15 protein-coding genes are annotated in these 19,919 nt (G+C 34.0%); 1 reads left to right on the top strand and 14 read right to left on the bottom strand.

What is annotated here, in order from left to right; translation table 11 throughout:
• Positions 1-165: 165 nt before the first annotated feature.
• From mutM to FS935_RS14145, 11 genes are all read right to left on the bottom strand, one after another.
• On the bottom strand, positions 166-990 hold the full coding sequence (gene mutM, locus FS935_RS14095) for a DNA-formamidopyrimidine glycosylase (RefSeq protein WP_146949283.1): 825 nt from the start codon (positions 988-990) through the stop codon (positions 166-168).
• Between the two features lie 231 nt (positions 991-1,221).
• A complete protein-coding gene (gene polA / locus FS935_RS14100; RefSeq protein ID WP_146949284.1) occupies positions 1,222-3,852 on the bottom strand; it encodes a DNA polymerase I in 2,631 nt (876 codons plus the stop codon).
• A 268-nt stretch (positions 3,853-4,120) separates the two neighbouring features.
• Positions 4,121-5,050 carry a protease modulator HflC gene (gene hflC, locus FS935_RS14105; protein ID WP_146949285.1) on the bottom strand — a complete coding sequence of 310 codons (930 nt, stop codon included), beginning with the start codon at positions 5,048-5,050 and terminating at the stop codon, positions 4,121-4,123.
• Positions 5,040-6,020: an FtsH protease activity modulator HflK gene (gene hflK, locus FS935_RS14110; protein WP_146949286.1), complete on the bottom strand. Its 981-nt coding sequence runs from the start codon at positions 6,018-6,020 to the stop codon at positions 5,040-5,042. Before hflK ends, hflC begins: the two co-directional genes overlap by 11 nt.
• Before the next feature lie 478 nt (positions 6,021-6,498).
• Positions 6,499-8,262: a two-component system histidine kinase PnpS gene (gene pnpS, locus FS935_RS14115; protein WP_146949287.1), complete on the bottom strand. Its 1,764-nt coding sequence runs from the start codon at positions 8,260-8,262 to the stop codon at positions 6,499-6,501.
• On the bottom strand, positions 8,255-8,977 hold the full coding sequence (locus FS935_RS14120; RefSeq protein ID WP_146949288.1) for a response regulator transcription factor: 723 nt from the start codon (positions 8,975-8,977) through the stop codon (positions 8,255-8,257). Before FS935_RS14120 ends, pnpS begins: the two co-directional genes overlap by 8 nt.
• Before the next feature lie 252 nt (positions 8,978-9,229).
• Positions 9,230-9,706: a MaoC/PaaZ C-terminal domain-containing protein gene (locus FS935_RS14125; RefSeq protein WP_146949289.1), complete on the bottom strand. Its 477-nt coding sequence runs from the start codon at positions 9,704-9,706 to the stop codon at positions 9,230-9,232.
• 261 nt (positions 9,707-9,967) lie between these two features.
• The gene (mdh, locus tag FS935_RS14130; RefSeq protein WP_146949290.1) at positions 9,968-10,906 is read right to left on the bottom strand and encodes a malate dehydrogenase; all 939 of its coding nucleotides are present in this window, start codon (positions 10,904-10,906) and stop codon (positions 9,968-9,970) included.
• 147 nt (positions 10,907-11,053) lie between these two features.
• Positions 11,054-12,325: an NADP-dependent isocitrate dehydrogenase gene (gene icd, locus FS935_RS14135; RefSeq protein ID WP_146949291.1), complete on the bottom strand. Its 1,272-nt coding sequence runs from the start codon at positions 12,323-12,325 to the stop codon at positions 11,054-11,056.
• A gap of 294 nt (positions 12,326-12,619) precedes the next feature.
• Positions 12,620-13,738, bottom strand: a complete 1,119-nt coding sequence (citZ, locus tag FS935_RS14140) for a citrate synthase (RefSeq protein WP_146949292.1) — start codon at positions 13,736-13,738, stop codon at positions 12,620-12,622.
• Between the two features lie 622 nt (positions 13,739-14,360).
• Positions 14,361-14,825, bottom strand: coding sequence for a DUF441 domain-containing protein (locus FS935_RS14145; RefSeq protein ID WP_146949293.1), 465 nt, complete (start codon positions 14,823-14,825; stop codon positions 14,361-14,363).
• Between the two features lie 282 nt (positions 14,826-15,107).
• Here FS935_RS14145 and ytvI point away from each other — a divergent pair, with 282 nt between their 5' ends.
• Positions 15,108-16,226 carry a sporulation integral membrane protein YtvI gene (ytvI, locus tag FS935_RS14150; protein WP_146949294.1) on the top strand — a complete coding sequence of 373 codons (1,119 nt, stop codon included), beginning with the start codon at positions 15,108-15,110 and terminating at the stop codon, positions 16,224-16,226.
• A 149-nt stretch (positions 16,227-16,375) separates the two neighbouring features.
• Here the strand turns inward: ytvI and FS935_RS14155 are convergent, their stop codons facing one another.
• From FS935_RS14155 to pfkA, 3 genes are all read right to left on the bottom strand, one after another.
• Complete coding sequence (locus FS935_RS14155) at positions 16,376-16,762, bottom strand: FxsA family protein (RefSeq protein ID WP_146949295.1); 387 nt, start codon at positions 16,760-16,762, stop codon at positions 16,376-16,378.
• Positions 16,763-16,887: 125 nt separating this feature from the next.
• Positions 16,888-18,648 carry a pyruvate kinase gene (gene pyk, locus FS935_RS14160; protein ID WP_146949296.1) on the bottom strand — a complete coding sequence of 587 codons (1,761 nt, stop codon included), beginning with the start codon at positions 18,646-18,648 and terminating at the stop codon, positions 16,888-16,890.
• A gap of 148 nt (positions 18,649-18,796) precedes the next feature.
• Positions 18,797-19,756 carry a 6-phosphofructokinase gene (gene pfkA, locus FS935_RS14165; protein ID WP_146949297.1) on the bottom strand — a complete coding sequence of 320 codons (960 nt, stop codon included), beginning with the start codon at positions 19,754-19,756 and terminating at the stop codon, positions 18,797-18,799.
• Between the last annotated feature and the right edge of the window lie 163 nt (positions 19,757-19,919).

The raw sequence follows: 19,919 nt of genomic DNA on the forward strand, positions 1-19,919 counted from the left end.
TGTGGGGTCTCCCTTTGACATGCTTCTCTAAGCAGGAGTCTCATGTATTCCCCTTCAATCAACAAAGTTGAAAATCAACATTAAGCTTTAACATAGCCAATAAATATATCACCTCAAAGAAAAAAGCGATAAACATAATTATGCTTCTCGCTTTTATAAATATCTTTATTTCTGACACTTTTCACAATAATGTGTACCTCTTCCGACCACTACTGTCTTTGTTAATGTTGTCCCACATTTTTTACATGGCTCATTTGTTCTACCATATACATATAGCTGAAGTTGAAACATACCTATCTCACCCTGTGTGTTTACATAGGAGCGCACAGTACTGCCTCCCTGGGCAACAGCTTCATCTAGGGTTAAAATGATTTCCCTATGTAATAGGTTATACTCTTTTTTTGTTAATGTATTTGCGATTCTTTCGGGGTTTATTCCAGAGCGAAATAATGCCTCATCAACATATATATTTCCAAGTCCAACAACGATTGTTTGATCAAGTAAAGCAGATTTGATTTTTCTTGTTGTTTTCTTTAATCGTTCCTCAAGATAAGATACAGTGAAATTTTCAGAAAATGGTTCAGGACCTAACTGAGAAAGGGGTAATTCATTTTCTTCTAATCCTTTTTTAAACAAGTGCATTGTGCCAAATTTACGTACATCTCGATATCGTAGCTCTGTTTCATCAGTAAATGTAAATACGGCGTGTGTATGTTTATCAGATTCCTCATTTTTCTCATACAAACCATATCTACCTTCCATTCGCAAATGAGAAACAAGTACATAGTCATCTAATATGAACTTTAAAAATTTCCCTCTTCTGTTAACATCGTGAATTGTCTGACCAATTAAAGCATCTACAAATTGATCTGGTTCCTCTGGCTTTTTAATCATTTTGGGCCAATGTATTGTTACTTTTTCGATTGTTTTCCCTTTTACGAGCTGAAGTAATGTGCGGCGAACAGTTTCAACCTCTGGCAGCTCTGGCATGTCATCACTTCCTTTTATCTATGTTCTCTAGCTCTAATTGCCTAACCCAATTTATTACCTAGGGCCTCTTTACAAAGGCCCCTAGGTTACCTCAGTGGCTAAACTTTCTATAATGGTGTGTAGAAGTGTATTAATATCTCATTTGACCACTCACATACCCTTTATCTCACTAAGAATGATATATTGATCTTTTAAACAGATACCAATTGTAAAAAATGTTGATCTTGTTTATTATTTAGCATCATACCATGAATCACCGTAAGAATAATCTACCTTTAATGGCACAATTAACTCAACAGCATTTTCCATTACTTCAGGAACGATTTTCTCTAATATAGCTATTTCTTCTTTTGGAGCTTCAAAGATTAATTCATCATGAACTTGTAACAATAACTTTGTTTGAAGCTTTTCCTGTTTAAGACGATCAGCCATATCAATCATGGCCTTTTTAATAATATCAGCCGCACTTCCCTGAATCGGTGTATTCATTGCCGTTCTTTCTGCAAAGCTTCTTATATTAAAATTACGACTTGTAAGCTCAGGGATATATCTTCTTCTATGAAGCAATGTTTTAACATACCCCTTACCTCTTGCATCTGCCACAATATCGTCCATATATTCTTGAACACCGACAAATGTTTCTAAATAACGTTTAATAAATTCTCCTGCTTCTTTACGGGTAATGCCAAGATTTTGTGAAAGTCCATAATCACTAATTCCATAAACAATTCCAAAGTTAACTGCTTTTGCCTGCCTTCTCATGTTAGATGTAACTTCATTTTGTTCAACATGAAATACATCCATAGCCGTTTTTGTATGGATATCAAGATCGTTTCTAAAAGCCTCTACAAGATTTTGATCATTAGCAATATGAGCTAAAACTCTTAATTCAATTTGAGAATAGTCTGCTGCAAAGATTACCCAATCTTTATTTGAAGCTACAAATGCTTGACGTATTTTACGCCCTTCTTCAAGTCTAATAGGGATATTTTGTAAATTAGGGTCGATTGAACTTAATCTTCCTGTTGTTGTTAACACCTGATTAAAACGTGTATGAATTTTATACGTATCCTTATGAACCACCTTTAATAAACCTTCAATATAAGTTGATTGCAATTTCCCAAGTTGACGATAGTGGAGAATTTCTCTTACAATCTCATGTTTATCTTCAAGCTTTTCTAAAACATCAGCTGATGTTGAGTAGCCAGTTTTTGTTTTCTTCATAGCTGGTAGACCCAGCTTTTCAAACAATATTACCCCTAATTGTTTTGGAGAATTAATATTAAAAGATTCACCAGCTTGTTCAAAAATATTCTCTTCTAGCGATTTTAACTTTTCAGCAAGATTCTTTCCCATAGCTTTTAGCTGTTCAATATCTACCTTAACACCTGTTGCTTCCATCTCAGCAAGAATAAGAGAAAGAGGCAATTCCAAGTCATATAACAAAGAAGATTGATCATTTTCAGCTAACTGATTTTCTAGTGTTTCTTTCAATTGGAAAAGAGCTTGTCCTTTCCTAACAATATGCTCACTCAAATGCTCTTCATCTGGAATAGCACGTTTTGCTCCTTTGCCATAAACACTTTCATCTGTTTGCACAATTGATAGTCCATTAACCTTTGCCACACTCGAAACATCTTCAAAGGTTGCTGAAGGATTTAGTAAATAAGCAGCGATTAATACATCAAAGTTAATTCCTTTTAATGAAATACCCTTCCAATTTAAAGCAACTGTTGTTTTCTTACCATCATAAACTATTTTCTTATTCGACTCATCTTCCGCCCATGCTTTAAACTCTTCAGAAGCTAAAGCAGTATCGGCTGGCACATAAAATAATCCATTTTTATTTACAATCGATATCCCAATGATATTAGCTTGGTGATAGCTTTCTTCTAGAACTTCAATATATAGCACAGATTCATCGATTAATATTTCATTCGTAACATCTGTTACATGCTTAAACTCAATCTCTTCTACAACTATATCTTGTGCTTCTTCTTCCCCAACTTTATCTAATAATGAATTAAAGCCAAGCTCTTTAAATATATTTGCTACCTTTTGTTGATCAAATCCTTCATATTCTAATTCCGTTAAACCAATCGTGATTGGAGCATCACATTCAATTGTTGCAAGCTCTTTACTCATTAATGCTTGTTCACGATTTTCCTCAAGCTTTTCCTTTAGTTTTTTCCCACTTATCTGATCAACTGAATTTAACACATTTTCTAATGACGTAAATTCCTTTAGTAACTTAATCGCTGTTTTTTCTCCCACACCTGGTACACCGGGAATATTATCTGACGTATCGCCCATTAAGCCCTTCATATCAATAATTTGCTCGGGAGTTAAGCCATATTTTTCTTGTACAAAAGTAGGAGTATAAGAATCAACATCAGTGATTCCTTTACGTGTAATATCAACTGTTATGTTATTTGTAACTAATTGTGTTAAATCTTTATCACCTGAGATGACTTTAACTTCATAGCCATCCTTTTCAGCTTGCCTAGAAAGAGTACCGATTATATCATCAGCTTCATAATTCTCAAGCTCATAACGTGATACTTGATAAGCATCAAGTAATTCACGAATAAATGGAAATTGTTCAGATAATTCAGGTGGAGTCTTTTGTCTACCACCTTTATATTCCTGAAACGTTTTGTGTCTAAACGTAGTTTTCCCTGCATCAAATGCTACAAGCATATGTGATGGCTTTTCATCCTCAAGTATCTTCATTAAAATCATAGTAAATCCATAAATAGCGTTCGTATGTACACCTTTATCATTATTTAGTAGTGGCAAAGCAAAAAACGCTCGATATGCAATACTGTTACCATCAATCAATACAATTTTCTTTTTAGTCAATTTTTAATCCTCCAATAGCTTGTAAATAGGTTCTTCATATCATTTACTTAATTATGTTTGCATCTAAAGTCTTCATAACTTATGATCATACAGATTTTACATTTTTCTAGAAATCCCCTTTAAACATTCTTTGTTGATTTCAAGTACAGTTAATTAGCAACAACCTTATAGAAAAACAGTAGGAAACACTAAAAAAAGAACCTTAGCTTTCCTCTCTATTTTATCATGAGTCCAAATAGAAAGGAAAACTGTGGTTCATTATTGTTGCTTATTCACTACCCTTAAGTAAATTTGCATATGGAGAATCAAATGGAATAATCAGAACTGTTTCCTCATTTATTGTTTGTTTATATGATTGAAGCGTTCTAAACAGCTCATAAAATTCTGGGTCTTTTGAATAGGATGTGTTGTAAAGTTTAGCAGCTTCTTTTTCACCCTCACTTCGGATTATTTCAGCATCAGCCTTAGCTTCAGCCAACATTTCTTTTACCTCTCGATCGGTATTCGCTATAATCCTATTTTTTTCTGCGTCACCTTTTGAAAGATATCCTTGTGCAGTTGATTCACGTTCAGAAATCATACGGGTAAATACTGATTGTTCATTCTCAGCAGGTAAATCCGTCCGTTTCATTCTTACATCTGTTACTTTGATGCCATATCCATCTTTTGCTAATAATTCATTAACAATGTCAGTTACTTGATCATTTAAACTTCCTCTTGATGATTTCTCGTCATTAATAATTTGATCATAGTCTAACTGACCTAACTCAGAACGTACTGTTGAAAAAACAAACTCCGCCATCTTCGTTTCAGCATTAACAATTGTTCGAGCATTTGAAATCATTAGTTTAGGATCTTCAATATGCCAAACTGTATAATTATCAATAATTAAGCGTTTTTTGTCTTTCGTATTAATCTCTGCTTCTTCTACATTATAAGTCATTTGATATTTTGGTAATGTTGTAACAGACTGGATAAATGGAATTTTATAATTTAGTCCAGGTTCTTCAATAATTCTAACAACCTCACCAAATTGACGAACAACTTTATATTCATTTTCTTTTACAATATATAAGTTTGTTAATGTGATGAAGAGAATAAGTATGATAATTAATAAAACTATACCTCCACGAAGATATCCTTTGAAAGAGAATGAAGGCTTTTTTTCGTCCATGTTTACAACGTTATCATTGTCCATTCTTTTCACTTCCTTCCTGTTCAACTGGTGCTACAGGTTTGGTGGTTGAGGATGCATCCTTAATCGGTAGATATTTCATTGTATTACCGTTATCCTCCATTATATATACCTCAGCATTTGGCAATACTTGATCAATTGTTTCCAGAACTAAACGTTTACGTGTAATATCTTGAGCATCTTTGTATTCGTTATATATTGCATTAAACTGAGCCACATCTCCACGAGCTTCTTGCATACGTGCTGCCTTGTCACCTTCTGCAGCTGATATAATCGCATCTTTTTCACCAAGTGCTTCCTCAGTACGCTTATTTCTATATTTATTCGCTTCATTTTTTCTTGTATTCATCGTTTCACGTGCATCTGTAACATTTGTAAATGCTTTTCTAACTTCTTCATTTGGCAAATCCACATCCTGAAGCTTTACAGCCAATACAGTAATACCAATATCATAATCATTTATTAATGTTGATAATAATTCCTGTACCTGCTTTTCAATTTCCACCTTACCAGATGTTAAGGCGTTATCAATAGTAGAGCTACCTATAATACTTCTTAAGCTAGCAGAAGTTGCATCCTCCAGCATTTCCTTAGGATTTTCTGCATTAAATAAATATTTACCTGGATCTGTTATTTTCCATTGAACAACCATGTCTGCTAAAACGATATTTTCGTCACCTGTTATCATCTTAGTTTCTTTGGGAAAATCCTTTACATTACCATCTTCTGATTCTTCATACCCAAATTGTAAACTGAAGGTTTCTTTAGAAAGCACTTCAACAGATTGAATAGGCCAAGGATATTTAAAATGAAGTCCTGGTTCACTAACCCCTTCCTCAACTTCTCCTAATGTAATCATTACAGCTTGCTCTGATTCATCAACTGTATACCATGAAGTAAATGCAATCACTGCTAAGATGGCAATTAGAAAGACAAATCCAACTATGCTATAAATTCTCTTCACACTTAACATCTTATCCCCACCCTTTTTCTACATCTATGTATTTAGATGTTTATTTGCTTATCTTTAATACGAACTTATGTCAAAAAGGTTTCAGTATTATTACAAATTCTCTAAAGTCTCTCTTTCTATCATTCTATACAAACAAACTAAATGTACGACTACTTTATGATAGGATTTATTATTTCATTTTAGTTATTGTCCCTTCATTTAGCTTTTACTTTGTCTAGAACAATGAAAATGTCAAAATGTAATGGGAGAAAGTATACATATAGATCCAATAATAAGAACCTTTTTCTTTATAAAATAAAAAAAGGGACATGAGCAGATTGTGCTCATGTCCAAAAGATTGGCTCCTTGGATGAAGGGGTTTTCACTTTGTATAATACCAATTGAATATTAAGCAATAATAAATTTGGTGTAAATTAATTGTAAATTATGTCGAAAAAACCACATTCATCCCTTTGTCCTCTTTACATACAATAGCAGATCATTTATCAATCCACTTTTTAAATAATTTCACTGAAAAGGTCGTTCCTTCTCCAATTTTACTTTGTACACTTATTTGTCCCTTATGTGCTTCCACTAAGTGCTTAACAATTGCTAGCCCTAGACCTGTTCCTCCAGAGTTTCGGCTTCTTGCTCTGTCTACCCTGTAGAAACGCTCAAATATTCGAGGTATTTCTTCCGTACTAATCCCAATTCCGGTATCTGATACAGTAATCATTGTATATTCATTAAAGTTTTCTAGAGTAACAGCTACAGAGCCTTCCTTAGGAGTATAAGTTAACGCATTACTAATTAAATTGATAAAAATTTGTTTTAAACGATAGATATCTCCTTCAATAAAGACCAGGCCTTCCGGGTAACGGATCGTTAAATCTACCTCTTTTTCTTTCGCCTTACCTTCCAACATAATCCTTATATCTTCTATAATCTCTTTTAAATCACAATTTTGAACAGACAATTGAAATCCTTGTTGTTCAATTTTAGATAAATCTAAAAGATCCTGTATAAGTGATTGTAAACGATCACTTTCTTTTAGTATGATTGATAAAAAGTATTCCGCAGTTTGTTTATCACTAAGCGCCCCATCTAATAGTGTTTCACTAAAACCTTTAATTGAAGTAATTGGTGTTTTTAGTTCATGAGAAACATTTGCCACAAAATCTTTTCTCATTTGTTCTAATTTTTTCAACTCTGAGATATCATGGAAAACAAGAACAATTCCCTTCCACTCATCATTTGTCCCAATAATTGGCGCACCATAAACCTCAAAGTGCCTTCTTTCAATTGCCAGTGGCAAGTGAAGTTGTTTCCTAACCTTTACCTCAGTCATAAAAATTTCTTCAACAATCTCGATAATTTCATGATGTGTAAACGCATCATGATATAGTTGGTAAAGGAATTTTGCAGAATCCACATCAAATAATTCTTTATATGCAAGATTAACTAAATTGATATAACCTCTTCCATCTATTAAAATCAGTCCACTACCCATGTTTTCTATCAATGTCTGAAGTCGGTCTTGCTGCATTTCCTGTGCCCTTGTCATGTCTTGTAAATTTCTAGCAAGTATATTTATTGACTGACTAAGCATTCCTGTTTCATCTAAGTGGTCTTCATATGTCCTTGCTTTATAATTTCCTTTTGCAAGCTCCATTGCCACTTGGGTAGCAGATTCAATCGGGCGTGTAAATTGTGCTGTTATTCTAATACCTAATAATAAAATAATAATAAATGCTAATCCTAAACTCGCACCTAATATACCCCACATCTGTTGATTGACTCGAATTAACGAGTCGATAGATGAATTGATAATCAATACACCTTCATCATTACTTTGTTCATTTAGAGGGATACTATAATAAGCTAAATTATTATTTTTATCTGTGTAATAAAAAGCCTTGCCCTCACTTTTAATAAGTGGAAGTATTTCCTCTAACAAAAATTGATGGTCATGATTGGTGTTCTCCCCTTCATCTAAGATCACTTTATCATTTTGATCAATAATCGTTATATGAGAATTGAAATTTTCACTTAGTTCAGCTACAAGGTTAGAGATTGACTCCCCCGATAACTGTTCATCTAAAAAAATTGATTTTGCTAACAACGCTTCTTTTCTCAACTCATCTTTAAAAGAATTCATATAATAGCTATCAAAAATTTGCCCCAATAATAAACCTAATCCAACCAGTACGGCAATGATTAATGTAGTTAGAGCAAATAAAAACCTGGAACGAAACCTACTCATTCACCTTTGGCTCCTCTAACTTATAACCTAGTCCACGAATCGTTTTAATATATAATGGTTTTTTTGTATTTCGTTCAATTTTCTCTCGCAAATGACTTATATGTACATCAACTATCCTAGTGTCACCCGCAAAATCATAATTCCAAACAGCGCTTAATAGCTGATCTCGTGTAAGAACTCGACCTTTATGTTTGGCTAGATAAATAAGTAATTCAAATTCCTTTGGTGTTAAATCCAATCTTTCTTTAGAATAATAAGCCTCATAATGGTCTGGTAACACCCTTAAATCACCTATTATTACTTGGTTTTCCTCATCATACTCTTTTGTTTCTTGTTGTTCTATTTGAGTTTGACTTCTTCTAAGTATGGCTTTTATTCTCGCAACTACTTCCCTAGGACTGAATGGCTTTGTCATATAGTCATCAGCGCCTAATTCTAAGCCAAGTACTTTGTCAAATTCATCATCTTTTGCTGTTAACATTAAAATAGGCACCATTATCTTCCTTTGACGAAGCTGTTTACAAACTTCTATTCCGTCCATTTTCGGTAGCATTAAATCTAATACAAGTAAGTCAGGCTCTTCTTTCATACACATTTGCAGGCCTTCCTCACCATCCACTGCTGTTATAACAGTATAACCTGCTTGTTCCAGATTATATTTTAGCAATGTTGAAATAGATTGTTCATCATCTACTACTAGTATTTTCTTACTCATATAAGCCTCCAAAGTATATATTTCCCTTCGAATGATCCAAGTTAATGATTAACTAAAACTTTTTTCTCTCTATGTGTTATATCTATTCTAGCGAATATTAGTGAAAAAGAGCAACTATTGGTTTCAAAAAAATAGAAAGGTAGATTTTGAATTAATAAAAATGACTCCGGCTTTATTCCGAAGTCATTTAGTAGCTCTCTATTATCAGTACTTTCTTATAAGATAATTCAGGGCTTAAACTACATCTATACACTAGAAATTTTCTAGTGCTTTTCCTTCAATCGGAGTAACCTTACATGGGGGACATACAGTAATTTTCCCATCTAAAACTTTCTCTTCATCAGCATTAACAGCTACAATCTGAACAATAATTTTATTTTCCTCAATAAAAACTTCTGTCACTTCGAACATAAATTGAACAATACTATAATGAAATATCGGTTTGAGGAATTCGATCTCTTGCTTTAAGATATGACTTCCTGGACCAGGTAGGTATTTTGAAACAGCAGCTGTTATAATTCCAGTCAGCATAATACTAGGTACAAGTGGTTTTTCATATGGAGTTTGTGATGCATAATCATGTTGAATATACAGGGGGTTAGCATCATTTGTTAAACCAAGATATAACAGGATATCTTTATCTTCAATTTTCTCTGTTAATGATAACTTTTCGCCAATAGTTATTTCTCCTATTTGTCTACCTAGCTTTCTTTTCTTTCCTAGAAGCATTAATATTCCACCTTTTTCTCGTAGGGTAAAAATCTACTTCCTGCTACAATTACTATGGATGCATTTTATGTACAAAAAAGAAAATTGAGGTATTTCCCCCAACTTTCTTTAATATAAGCTATTTTCATTGGTTATTTAAGAAAACAGCATTATCAAAAATCTAGTGACAGCTTTTCTTCTAAAAAAAACACACTATTTCTCACAGTTATCAGGGAAATATTTCTGAACGTTTAAGCCTTAGTATAGTATATTCATCCCTTATTATGATAATACCTTCATTACCTGTTTAACAGAATCAGCAGATTGTTGAAGAGCGGCCTTTTCTTCTTCTGTTAAATCCAATTCAATAATTTTCTCTATTCCATTGCCACCTAGAATTGTTGGCACACCTAAGTAAATACCATCAAATCCATATTCACCTTCTAAAAAAGCAATTGTTGGAAGAACCCGGCGTTGATCTTTTAGGATCGCTTCAACCATCTCTACTAAAGAAGCAGCGGGTGCATAATATGCACTTCCATTACCTAATAGATTAACGATTTCACCGCCACCTTTTCGCGTTCTTTCTACAATAGCATCTAAACGTTCCTTTGGAATAAGAGTCTCTAATGGTATTCCACCAGCGTATGAGTAACGTACTAATGGCACCATATCATCACCATGACCACCTAACACAAAGCCTGTTATATCTTTAACAGATAAATTTAGTTCTTGTGCTACAAATGTACGGAATCGTGCTGTATCAAGTACACCAGATTGACCAATTACACGGTGTTTAGGAAAGCCTGATTCTTTATAAACAGTATAGGTCATTGCATCAACAGGGTTTGTTAAAACAATAATTGTGCAATCAGGTGAGTTCTTTACAATTTCCTTTGTGACACTTTTCATTATTCCAGCGTTAGTTGATACTAAATCATCACGGCTCATTCCTGGTTTTCTAGCAATACCAGCAGTTATAACCACAATATCTGAATTTGCTGTATCTTCATAATTTGAAGTGCCAGTTATGCTTGCATCAAATCCTTGTATAGGACTTGCTTCTAACATATCTAGCGCTTTCCCCTTTGTAGGGTTTTCCATTTGAGGAATATCTACTAACACAACATCAGACAATTCTTTTTGACCTAATAGAAATGCAGTGGTTGCTCCAGTAAAGCCTCCACCAATAACAGAAACCTTTTTACGTTTATTAGCCATATATAAACATCTCCTTAATATATGATTATATCCAAATAAAGGGGAACTACTTTAGGTTCCTAGAAGAATGTTTACATTCAATCTACCTACCAAAAGAGCTCCCCTACATCTTTTAACGTTTACTAATAAAGCGTATTTCTTTTCTTATTATCCCATGTTTTTAATTAGTTCATCAGCAAATTCAGAACATTTCACTTCTGTAGCTCCATCCATTAGACGAGCAAAGTCATAAGTTACAACTTTAGAAGCAATTGTTTTTTCAACTGACTTTGTAATTAGATCTGCAGCTTCAGTCCAACCTAAGTGTTCAAGCATAAGAACCCCTGAAAGAAGAACAGAAGATGGATTTACTTTATCAAGTCCTGCGTATTTTGGTGCAGTACCGTGTGTAGCTTCAAATATAGCATGACCAGTTTCATAGTTAATGTTTGCTCCAGGAGCGATTCCGATTCCACCAACTTGAGCTGCTAGTGCATCAGAAATGTAATCTCCGTTTAAGTTCATTGTTGCAACAACATCAAATTCACGAGGACGTGTTAAGATTTGTTGTAAGAAGATATCTGCAATCGAATCTTTAATGATAATTTTGCCTGCAGCTTCTGCATCTGATTGAGCTTTGTTAGCAGCATCTTTACCATCTTTTTCAACAATGCGATCATATTCAGCCCATGTGAATACTTTATCACCGAATTCTTGTTCAGCAAGCTCATAACCCCAGTTTTTGAAAGCACCTTCAGTGAATTTCATGATGTTTCCTTTGTGAACAAGTGTTACTGATTTTCTTCCATGCTCGATTGCATAGTTGATTGCTGCTCTTACAAGACGGCTTGTTCCTTCTTGAGATACAGGTTTGATACCAATACCAGATGTTTCTGGGAAACGGATTTTATTAACACCTAACTCATTTTTCAAGAAGTTGATTAATTTTTCTACTTCTTCAGATCCTTTTGCATACTCAATACCAGCATAAATATCTTCAGTATTTTCACGGAAAATAACCATATCAGTGTCTTCTGGACGTTTAACTGGTGAAGGCACACCTTGGAAATAACGTACAGGACGTAAACAAGTAAATAAATCTAATTCTTGGCGTAGAGCAACATTCAGTGAACGAATTCCACCACCGATTGGTGTTGTAAGAGGTCCTTTGATTGCAATTAAGTATTCACGAATAACATCTAATGTTTCAGCAGGTAACCACTCACCAGTTTGGTTAAAAGCTTTTTCACCAGCTAGTACTTCTTTCCATACAATTTCCTTTTCACCATTGAATGCTTTTTGAACAGCTGCTTCTAATACACGTGAAGCGGCAGCCCAGATATCTGATCCAATTCCGTCACCTTCAATAAATGGGATAACTGGATTGTTTGGTACGTTAAGTACTCCGTTTGTAACTGAAATTTTTTCACCTTGTGTCAAATTAATAACCTCCCAAATTATGTACTTTCAATTATCTATTGTATCAATAGATCACTGAAATATTAAGTGTTGATGTTTTTATTTTTTTAAAATTATGTTATCTTCGTTATTTTCTAAAAACCATTGTACCAAAAGAAATTATAAGGAAGTAATGCACATGATCCATTTCTATCATACATTCAAAAGCAATAATGAGAGAAAACAGTCTTTTATTTAGTACAAATAAAATAACGAATGCGTAAAGCAATCCTCCCTTAAAGCTGGGAGGATCACTTACTATAATATGACCTTTTATTAACTGCGTTGATCAACAGGTACATATACTTGTTTATCAGGACCAACATAATCCGCACGAGGACGAATTAATCGATTGTTGTCATATTGTTCTAGAATATGAGCTAACCACCCAGAAACACGACTTACAGCAAAGATTGGAGTAAATAAATCGTGATCTATACCTAAGCTGTGGTATACAGATGCAGAATAGAAATCAACATTTGGTGGTAATGGTTTTTGTGAAGTAACTAATTCTTCAACTTTCATTGACATTTCATACCATTTTGGTTCACCTGTTAATTTAGTAAGTTTTTCAGACATAGCTCTTAAATGCTTAGCTCTAGGATCACCTTGACGGTAGACACGGTGGCCGAATCCCATGATCTTTTCTTTATTAGCTAGTTTTTCATTAATGTAGCTTTCAGCGTTTTCAACTTCACCAATTTCAGCAAGCATCTTCATTACAGCTTCGTTAGCTCCACCATGTAATGGTCCCTTTAAAGCTCCAATAGCAGCAGTAACTCCAGAATAAACATCTGACAGTGTAGCCACACATACTCTAGCTGTAAATGTAGAAGCATTTAATTCATGATCGGCATGTAAAACCAGAGCTTTGTTGAATGCTTCAATAGCTACTTCATCAGGCTCTTGACCAGATAATGTATATAAGAAATTAGCAGCCATTGTTAAATCAGTTCTTGGTTCAATTGGCTCTAACCCTTTACGAATACGAGCAAAAGATGTTACAACAATTGGAAGCTGTGCTTGTAGACGGATTGCTTTTCTGTAATTAGCTTCTGTATCCATCACATCTGCTTCTTCATCAAATAAGCCAAGTAAAGATACAGCTGTTCGAAGAGCTGCCATTGGGTGCACACTATTGATAGGATATGTTCTGAAGTGGTCAATAACTTGCTGTGGAATTTTTGCATTCTCCGCAAGTTGTTTCTTAATTTCATTTAATTGATCTGTATTTGGAAGCTTTCTGTGCCATAGTAAATAGACTACTTCCTCAAAGCTAGCATTTTCTGCTAAATCATCAATGTTATAACCCGCATATGTTAAAGTATCATCAATGATTGAACTAACAGATGAAGTAGTCGCTACGATTCCTTCAAGACCGCGTGTTGCTGTCATATAAATCTCTCCTTTACCTTTTATTCCCCATATTTTCATCAATAAGTTTAAAGAAATAACTATGAAAACATATATATTATGGCTTTTTCATAGTTTTCATATGTAAAAGATACTCGATCCTTATTTGAGCAAGGGATTTAATCAAGTATAAATACCCAAATGCTCTTTCCTTTAAACTTTAAGACGATTGAGCGCTTGCTCACATGCAAGCAAAGAAAAAAGTAAATGCTTACATTTTTAACTTAAAAAATAGACACAATGAACAACTTTCAGTGTGACCTATCAAACTTACTCTAACCCGCATTACAAGCAGATTTTTATGTACCTATTCACTTGTACTTTTTTTCTTAATTAGCCAGGGGATTAGTATTTTTGTAGGCACTGATTTTTTTGAACCTATATCTATTATAAACAATTATCAGACTTTTGTGAATGAAAACAACTCAAACAACAAAAAAATTTGTTAGAAAAATGTTTTTTAAGATATTTAGTTCACGAATCAACCCTACTGATATAACCATACCATAAATTTGTTATATTAGTGTACATTTTAGGAAATCTGCACAATCCAAATAACGGAAATAATTTCTCATTAATAAAATTCACTGTGGATCAAATTTGTTTATGAGCTGAAAAATTTCACAACTTGCATAGCTATATAAGCGATCCCTGCTCCAATTAGTGGTCCAACAGCAACACCATTAAACAGTGAAACAGCTAAAATCGTCCCTAAAACAAGCGCCGCTGTTATATGTGGATCCTCGGCTAACAGTGTTATTCCATTTTTAGCTATTAATGCAACTGCTATTCCAGAAGCTAAAGCAATCCATGCATAAGTAGATTTTAGTGCCTCACCAAGCTGTTTAAATCCAATATCTCCTGTTGCAATAGGAACTAAGACAGCAATTGTTATAATCGTTACCCCCCAATTAATACCTTTCGCACCGACAGTTGGCAATATTTTAGTATCTAAGCCAATTAATTTAATGATCATTAAAAAGGAAGTTGCGATTATTAATGCCTGATTTTTAGCTATTAATCCTACCCCTAATAAAATGATCAAAAATAAAAAAGATTGGTTAAACATGAAGTATGTCCTCCTATGAAATCTGTGTTGTTAAATTATTGTACGAATTAAATCTATAAATGCGTTCAATTCAACTAGTATAAACAAGCTATATTTGTAATAAACATCCTATATGGACTAGACTTTTTAACATTTACTTTTATGCTTTCGTATTCTTGCTCATAAATAACGGGTGATGAAAATGATCCTCGACTAAAGATTGTTTTGATGATCATATAAATTTTCGGAAGTTTGGTATTTATTATTCAAGACTGATCACGAAAAATGAACGGGGGAAACAATTTGAATTTGGATTATCTATATAGTTCATTACGACTTCTCCTCATTTTAGGAGTTGTTTGCCTTAGTCTTATTATTAGCTTTTATCTTTCTACCTTAATTTACCCTTTTATTATAGCGATTTTCATTGCCATGCTCATAAATCCATTTGTCAACTTTTTAGAGAAAAAGGTGAGAATTCCAAGAGGGATAGCTGTTGTTTTAGCTATCATTTTATTGATTGGAGTAATAGCAGGTGCGCTTATTCTATTGGTAGCAGAAATTGTAACTGGTACTACATATTTAGCAAAGGTACTACCAGGTCATTTAGATTTGTTAGCTGTTTATATTGAAACTTTTTTTGTAACAAAAATCATGCCTTTATACAATCAGCTTACATATTTATTTAATACTCTTGGATCAAACCAACAGCATTCAATTATAGTTAACATACAAAGTATTGGCGAGCAAGTTGCTTCAAGTGCTGGAACTTTTATAAAGGACTTTTTAGAAAAAATACCTGTCCTGATCAGTTTCCTTCCAAATGCTGCTACCGTTATCATTTTCTCATTACTTGCTACTTTTTTTATTAGTAAAGATTGGTATAAATTTAAAGCTACATTATCTGTATTTTTGCCACAGAGAGCTAGAAAAAGTGGTAAAACAATTTTTGACGAATTAAGAAAAGCACTTATTGGATTTATTCGTGCTCAAGCAACACTTATTTCGATAACAACAATTATTGTTCTCATCGGTCTCCTTGTTCTTAGAGTTGAATACGCAATAACAATTGCTTTGTTAATTGGGCTAGTTGATATACTTCCCTACCTAGGAACCGGACTTGTTTTCATTCCTTGGATTATTTATTTATCATTTAGTGGCAGTATACCACTTGCAATCGGAATCAGTACTTTATACATCATTGTCATGGTCCAAAGACAAATATCAGAACCGAAAATACTTTCTTCGACAATAGGTTTAGATCCACTCGCAACACTTATTTCGCTTTTTGTTGGATACAAGCTATTAGGATTTCTAGGGTTAATTGCTGGCCCTGTTGTATTAGTTATCATTAAAACTTTACACAGAGCAGGAGTATATGAGGATGTTTGGAAGTTTGTAATTGGTGGTCAACAAAAATAAAGTAAATAAAAGCTTTAATGAATCACGCCTAAAACTCATGAACTTAAAAAATATGTTGATTGCAGTATTTACGAAATACAGCAATCAACACTATCAAGGAGTTAAAAAACCTCCATTTTAGTTTTTCTCTTAAATTGATAAAGAACTATCTATCGAATAATCGTTATTTGATTTTTATCAATCATCTTTTTAATCATTGTTAAGATCAATGGTTTTATTTTATTTCGAGTGATTGGTATTAGTAAAAGAAAACCAACTGTATCTGTGATAAAGCCTGGTGTTAGTAATAATAATCCCCCAACTAAAATACAAAGACCATCAATTATTGCCACACCTGGAACTTGACCATATTTCATTTGCTGTTGTGCATTTCTTAATGTTTCTACTCCCTGTTGCTTAGCAAGCCATGCCCCAATAACTCCAGTTAAGATAATTAACAAAACTGTTGCTATAGCTCCTATGGTTCTACCAGAAAGAATTAGAACACCTATCTCAATTGCAGGTATGATGATGATTAAAAGCATTAATAATCTCATGTGTTCACCTCTTAACTTTCTCTTGAAGCTCCCTACCATTCTATTTCATTATAGCAAAAAAGAGAAGGAATATCCCTTCTCTTAAGCTAACAACCAACAGCTATTATATTTTCATACACAAAATTTTAGAGTACACTTGCATGTCCTTGGTAAATTACACCTCTAACAGCATCTACTGTTATATCTTGACCATCCTTCAATGATGATGTTGCATTTTCAACACCAACAATAACAGGAATTCCTAAGCTTAAGCCAACAACTGCTGCATGGCTAGTTAATCCACCTTCTTCAGTAATTAATGCAGAAGCTTGTTCAAGTGCTTTCATCATATCACGATCAGTTCCTTGAGCAACAAGAATTGCACCTTTTTTCATTTTATCTTGAGCTTCCTGTGCAGTACTTGCAACAACTACTTTACCAAATGCAGATTTTCTACCAATACCTTGTCCTTTGGCAATAACATCACCAATAACATGAACTTTCATTAAGTTTGTTGTACCAGCTTCTGCAACTGGAACACCAGCAGTAATGACAACTAAGTCACCATGAGTAACAAAGCCACTATTGATTGCTTCAATTACTGAGTTGTCAAGCATTTCATCTGTAGTCGTTGAATGATTACCACTTCTAGGGTATACTCCCCAAACTAAAGCAAGCTTGCGTGAAATAGATTCAGAAACAGTAACTGCCACAATCGGTGCTTTAGGACGATATTTTGAAATCATTCTTGCAGTATGTCCACTCTCTGTAGGAGTAACAATTGCAGCAACACCTAAATTTAGCGCAGTATAAGCTGTTGATTGACCAATCGCATCAGTAATAGTAGTACCTACCTGTGTACTACGTTTTGAAAGGATTTGCTTGTAATCTAATGCTTGTTCAGCTCTTGAAGCAATATTGTGCATTGTTTTCACTGCTTCAACTGGATATGTCCCAGCAGCTGTTTCACCAGATAGCATAATAGCATCTGTTCCATCAAAAATTGCATTTGCAACATCACTAGCTTCTGCACGAGTCGGTCTTGGGTTACGTTGCATACTATCAAGCATTTGAGTTGCAGTAATAACAGGTTTTCCTAATGCATTACATTTACGGATTAATTCTTTTTGTACTAATGGTACTTCTTCAGCAGGAATTTCAACGCCTAGATCGCCACGAGCAACCATTAAACCGTCAGATACTTCAAGAATTTCATCGATATTATCAACACCTTCTTGATTCTCAATCTTAGGAATTATTTGAATGTGACCTGCATTATGTTCTTCAAGTAATTCACGAATTTCAAGAACATCTGATGCACGTCTAACAAATGAAGCGGCTATAAAGTCAACATCCTGTTCTATACCGAATACAATGTCTCTTGCATCTTTCTCAGTGATTCCAGGAAGTTTTACGCTTACACCTGGTACATTAACACCCTTTTTATTCTTTAATGTACCACTGTTATTAATTTTTGTTTTAATTTCACCTTTAGATTGGTCTAAGCCAATAACTTCAAGTTCAATTAAACCATCGTCTAACAATATAGTTGATCCAATATGAACATCATCAATTAATCCTTCATATGTAACTGAGAATTTCTCTGTTGTACCTACAACTTCTTCCATTGACACGATGATCTCTTTACCAACTTCAAGTTCAATTGCACCATTTTCCATTGTGTTTGTACGAATTTCTGGTCCTTTTGTATCTAAAAGAATAGCAACATTTTTATTTAATTTTACAGAAGCTTCTCTAATATTCTTTATTCTAGCACCATGTTCTTCGAAATCGCCGTGAGAAAAGTTCAAACGAGCAACATTCATCCCAGCTTCCATTAATTCTGATAACTTATCAATATTTTCACTTGCCGGGCCAATCGTACATACTATTTTCGTTTTACGCATTTACAATTTCCTCCTACCATCTAGTGGTTTAGAGACCAGCATATGTTAAAACATGAAGCTAGTCTCAATTTTTCTATATCAATTCATTGTTCTTCTTATACTTCACATATATTTTTCATCTTTTGTGAAAACGATACCACCCAAACTATTAGATGGATAACTCTTTAGATAATTGATACATATTTTCATCAATTGTATGTGGTTGATCTAAAATTTCCAAAATATCATGATGAACAAGCTCATTTTTTTGAATACCAACACAGCGTCCACCCGTTCCTTCAAGTAGTAACTCCACTGCAAATGCACCAAGTCTACTTGCTAAAACACGATCAAAAGCAGTTGGCGAGCCTCCACGCTGAACATGACCTAGTACAGAAACACGTGTTTCAAATGTTGTAGCTTCTTCAACTTGCTTAGCGATATCAACTCCACTACCAACACCTTCAGCGACAACAATTATGCTATGTTTCTTTCCTCTTTCATGACCTCTTTTAAGACGAGTGATAATACTGTCCATATCATACTCAGCTTCTGGAATTAAGATTGTTTCAGCACCACCAGCTAATCCAGACCAAAGAGCAATATCACCTGCATGTCTTCCCATAACCTCAATTACATATGTACGTTCATGTGATGTTGCTGTATCACGAATTTTATCAATTGCATCGATTACTGTGTTGAGAGCTGTATCAAAACCAATTGTAAAATCTGTTCCAGGTATATCATTATCTATTGTTCCTGGAACACCAACACATGGAAAACCATGTTCTGTTAGTTTTTTCGCTCCCATATAAGAGCCATCTCCACCTATAACAACTAGTCCTTCAATTCCATGTTTTTTTAATTGTTCAATACCCTTCATACGTCCTTCAACTGTTTTAAATTCAGGACATCTAGCAGTGTACAGCTTTGTACCTCCACGATGAATAATATCTCCAACAGATCCTAATTCTAATTTCTCAATCTGTCCATTTATTAATCCAGAATACCCGTGGTAGATACCATAGATTTCTACATTATGATAAATTGCTTTACGTACAACTGCACGAACAGCTGCATTCATACCAGGTGAGTCTCCTCCACTAGTTAGGACACCTATTTTTTTCAACTTACTTCACCCCACTATAATTAAATGGCAATTGTTATCTATAACAAAAATACCATGAATACATAGTTATCACAACAATTGCCAAATTCAAATACTCACTTTTTGTCGAATAACCTTTTATTGAACCTTTTTCATTATACAATAAATTATCTACTGTGTTTAT

It is taken from the genome of Metabacillus litoralis (assembly GCF_007994985.1).
Taxonomy (GTDB): domain Bacteria; phylum Bacillota; class Bacilli; order Bacillales; family Bacillaceae; genus Metabacillus; species Metabacillus litoralis.

Coding starts and splice junctions, on each gene's coding strand:
- mutM (WP_146949283.1), bottom strand. CDS start 990: ATGCCAGAGCTGCCAGAGGTTGAAACTGTTCGCCGCACATTACTTCAG.
- hflC (WP_146949285.1), bottom strand. CDS start 5,050: ATGGACAATGATAACGTTGTAAACATGGACGAAAAAAAGCCTTCATTC.
- hflK (WP_146949286.1), bottom strand. CDS start 6,020: ATGTTAAGTGTGAAGAGAATTTATAGCATAGTTGGATTTGTCTTTCTA.
- pnpS (WP_146949287.1), bottom strand. CDS start 8,262: ATGAGTAGGTTTCGTTCCAGGTTTTTATTTGCTCTAACTACATTAATC.
- FS935_RS14120 (WP_146949288.1), bottom strand. CDS start 8,977: ATGAGTAAGAAAATACTAGTAGTAGATGATGAACAATCTATTTCAACA.
- FS935_RS14125 (WP_146949289.1), bottom strand. CDS start 9,706: ATGCTTCTAGGAAAGAAAAGAAAGCTAGGTAGACAAATAGGAGAAATA.
- mdh (WP_146949290.1), bottom strand. CDS start 10,906: ATGGCTAATAAACGTAAAAAGGTTTCTGTTATTGGTGGAGGCTTTACT.
- citZ (WP_146949292.1), bottom strand. CDS start 13,738: ATGACAGCAACACGCGGTCTTGAAGGAATCGTAGCGACTACTTCATCT.
- FS935_RS14145 (WP_146949293.1), bottom strand. CDS start 14,825: ATGTTTAACCAATCTTTTTTATTTTTGATCATTTTATTAGGGGTAGGA.
- FS935_RS14155 (WP_146949295.1), bottom strand. CDS start 16,762: ATGAGATTATTAATGCTTTTAATCATCATCATACCTGCAATTGAGATA.
- pyk (WP_146949296.1), bottom strand. CDS start 18,648: ATGCGTAAAACGAAAATAGTATGTACGATTGGCCCGGCAAGTGAAAAT.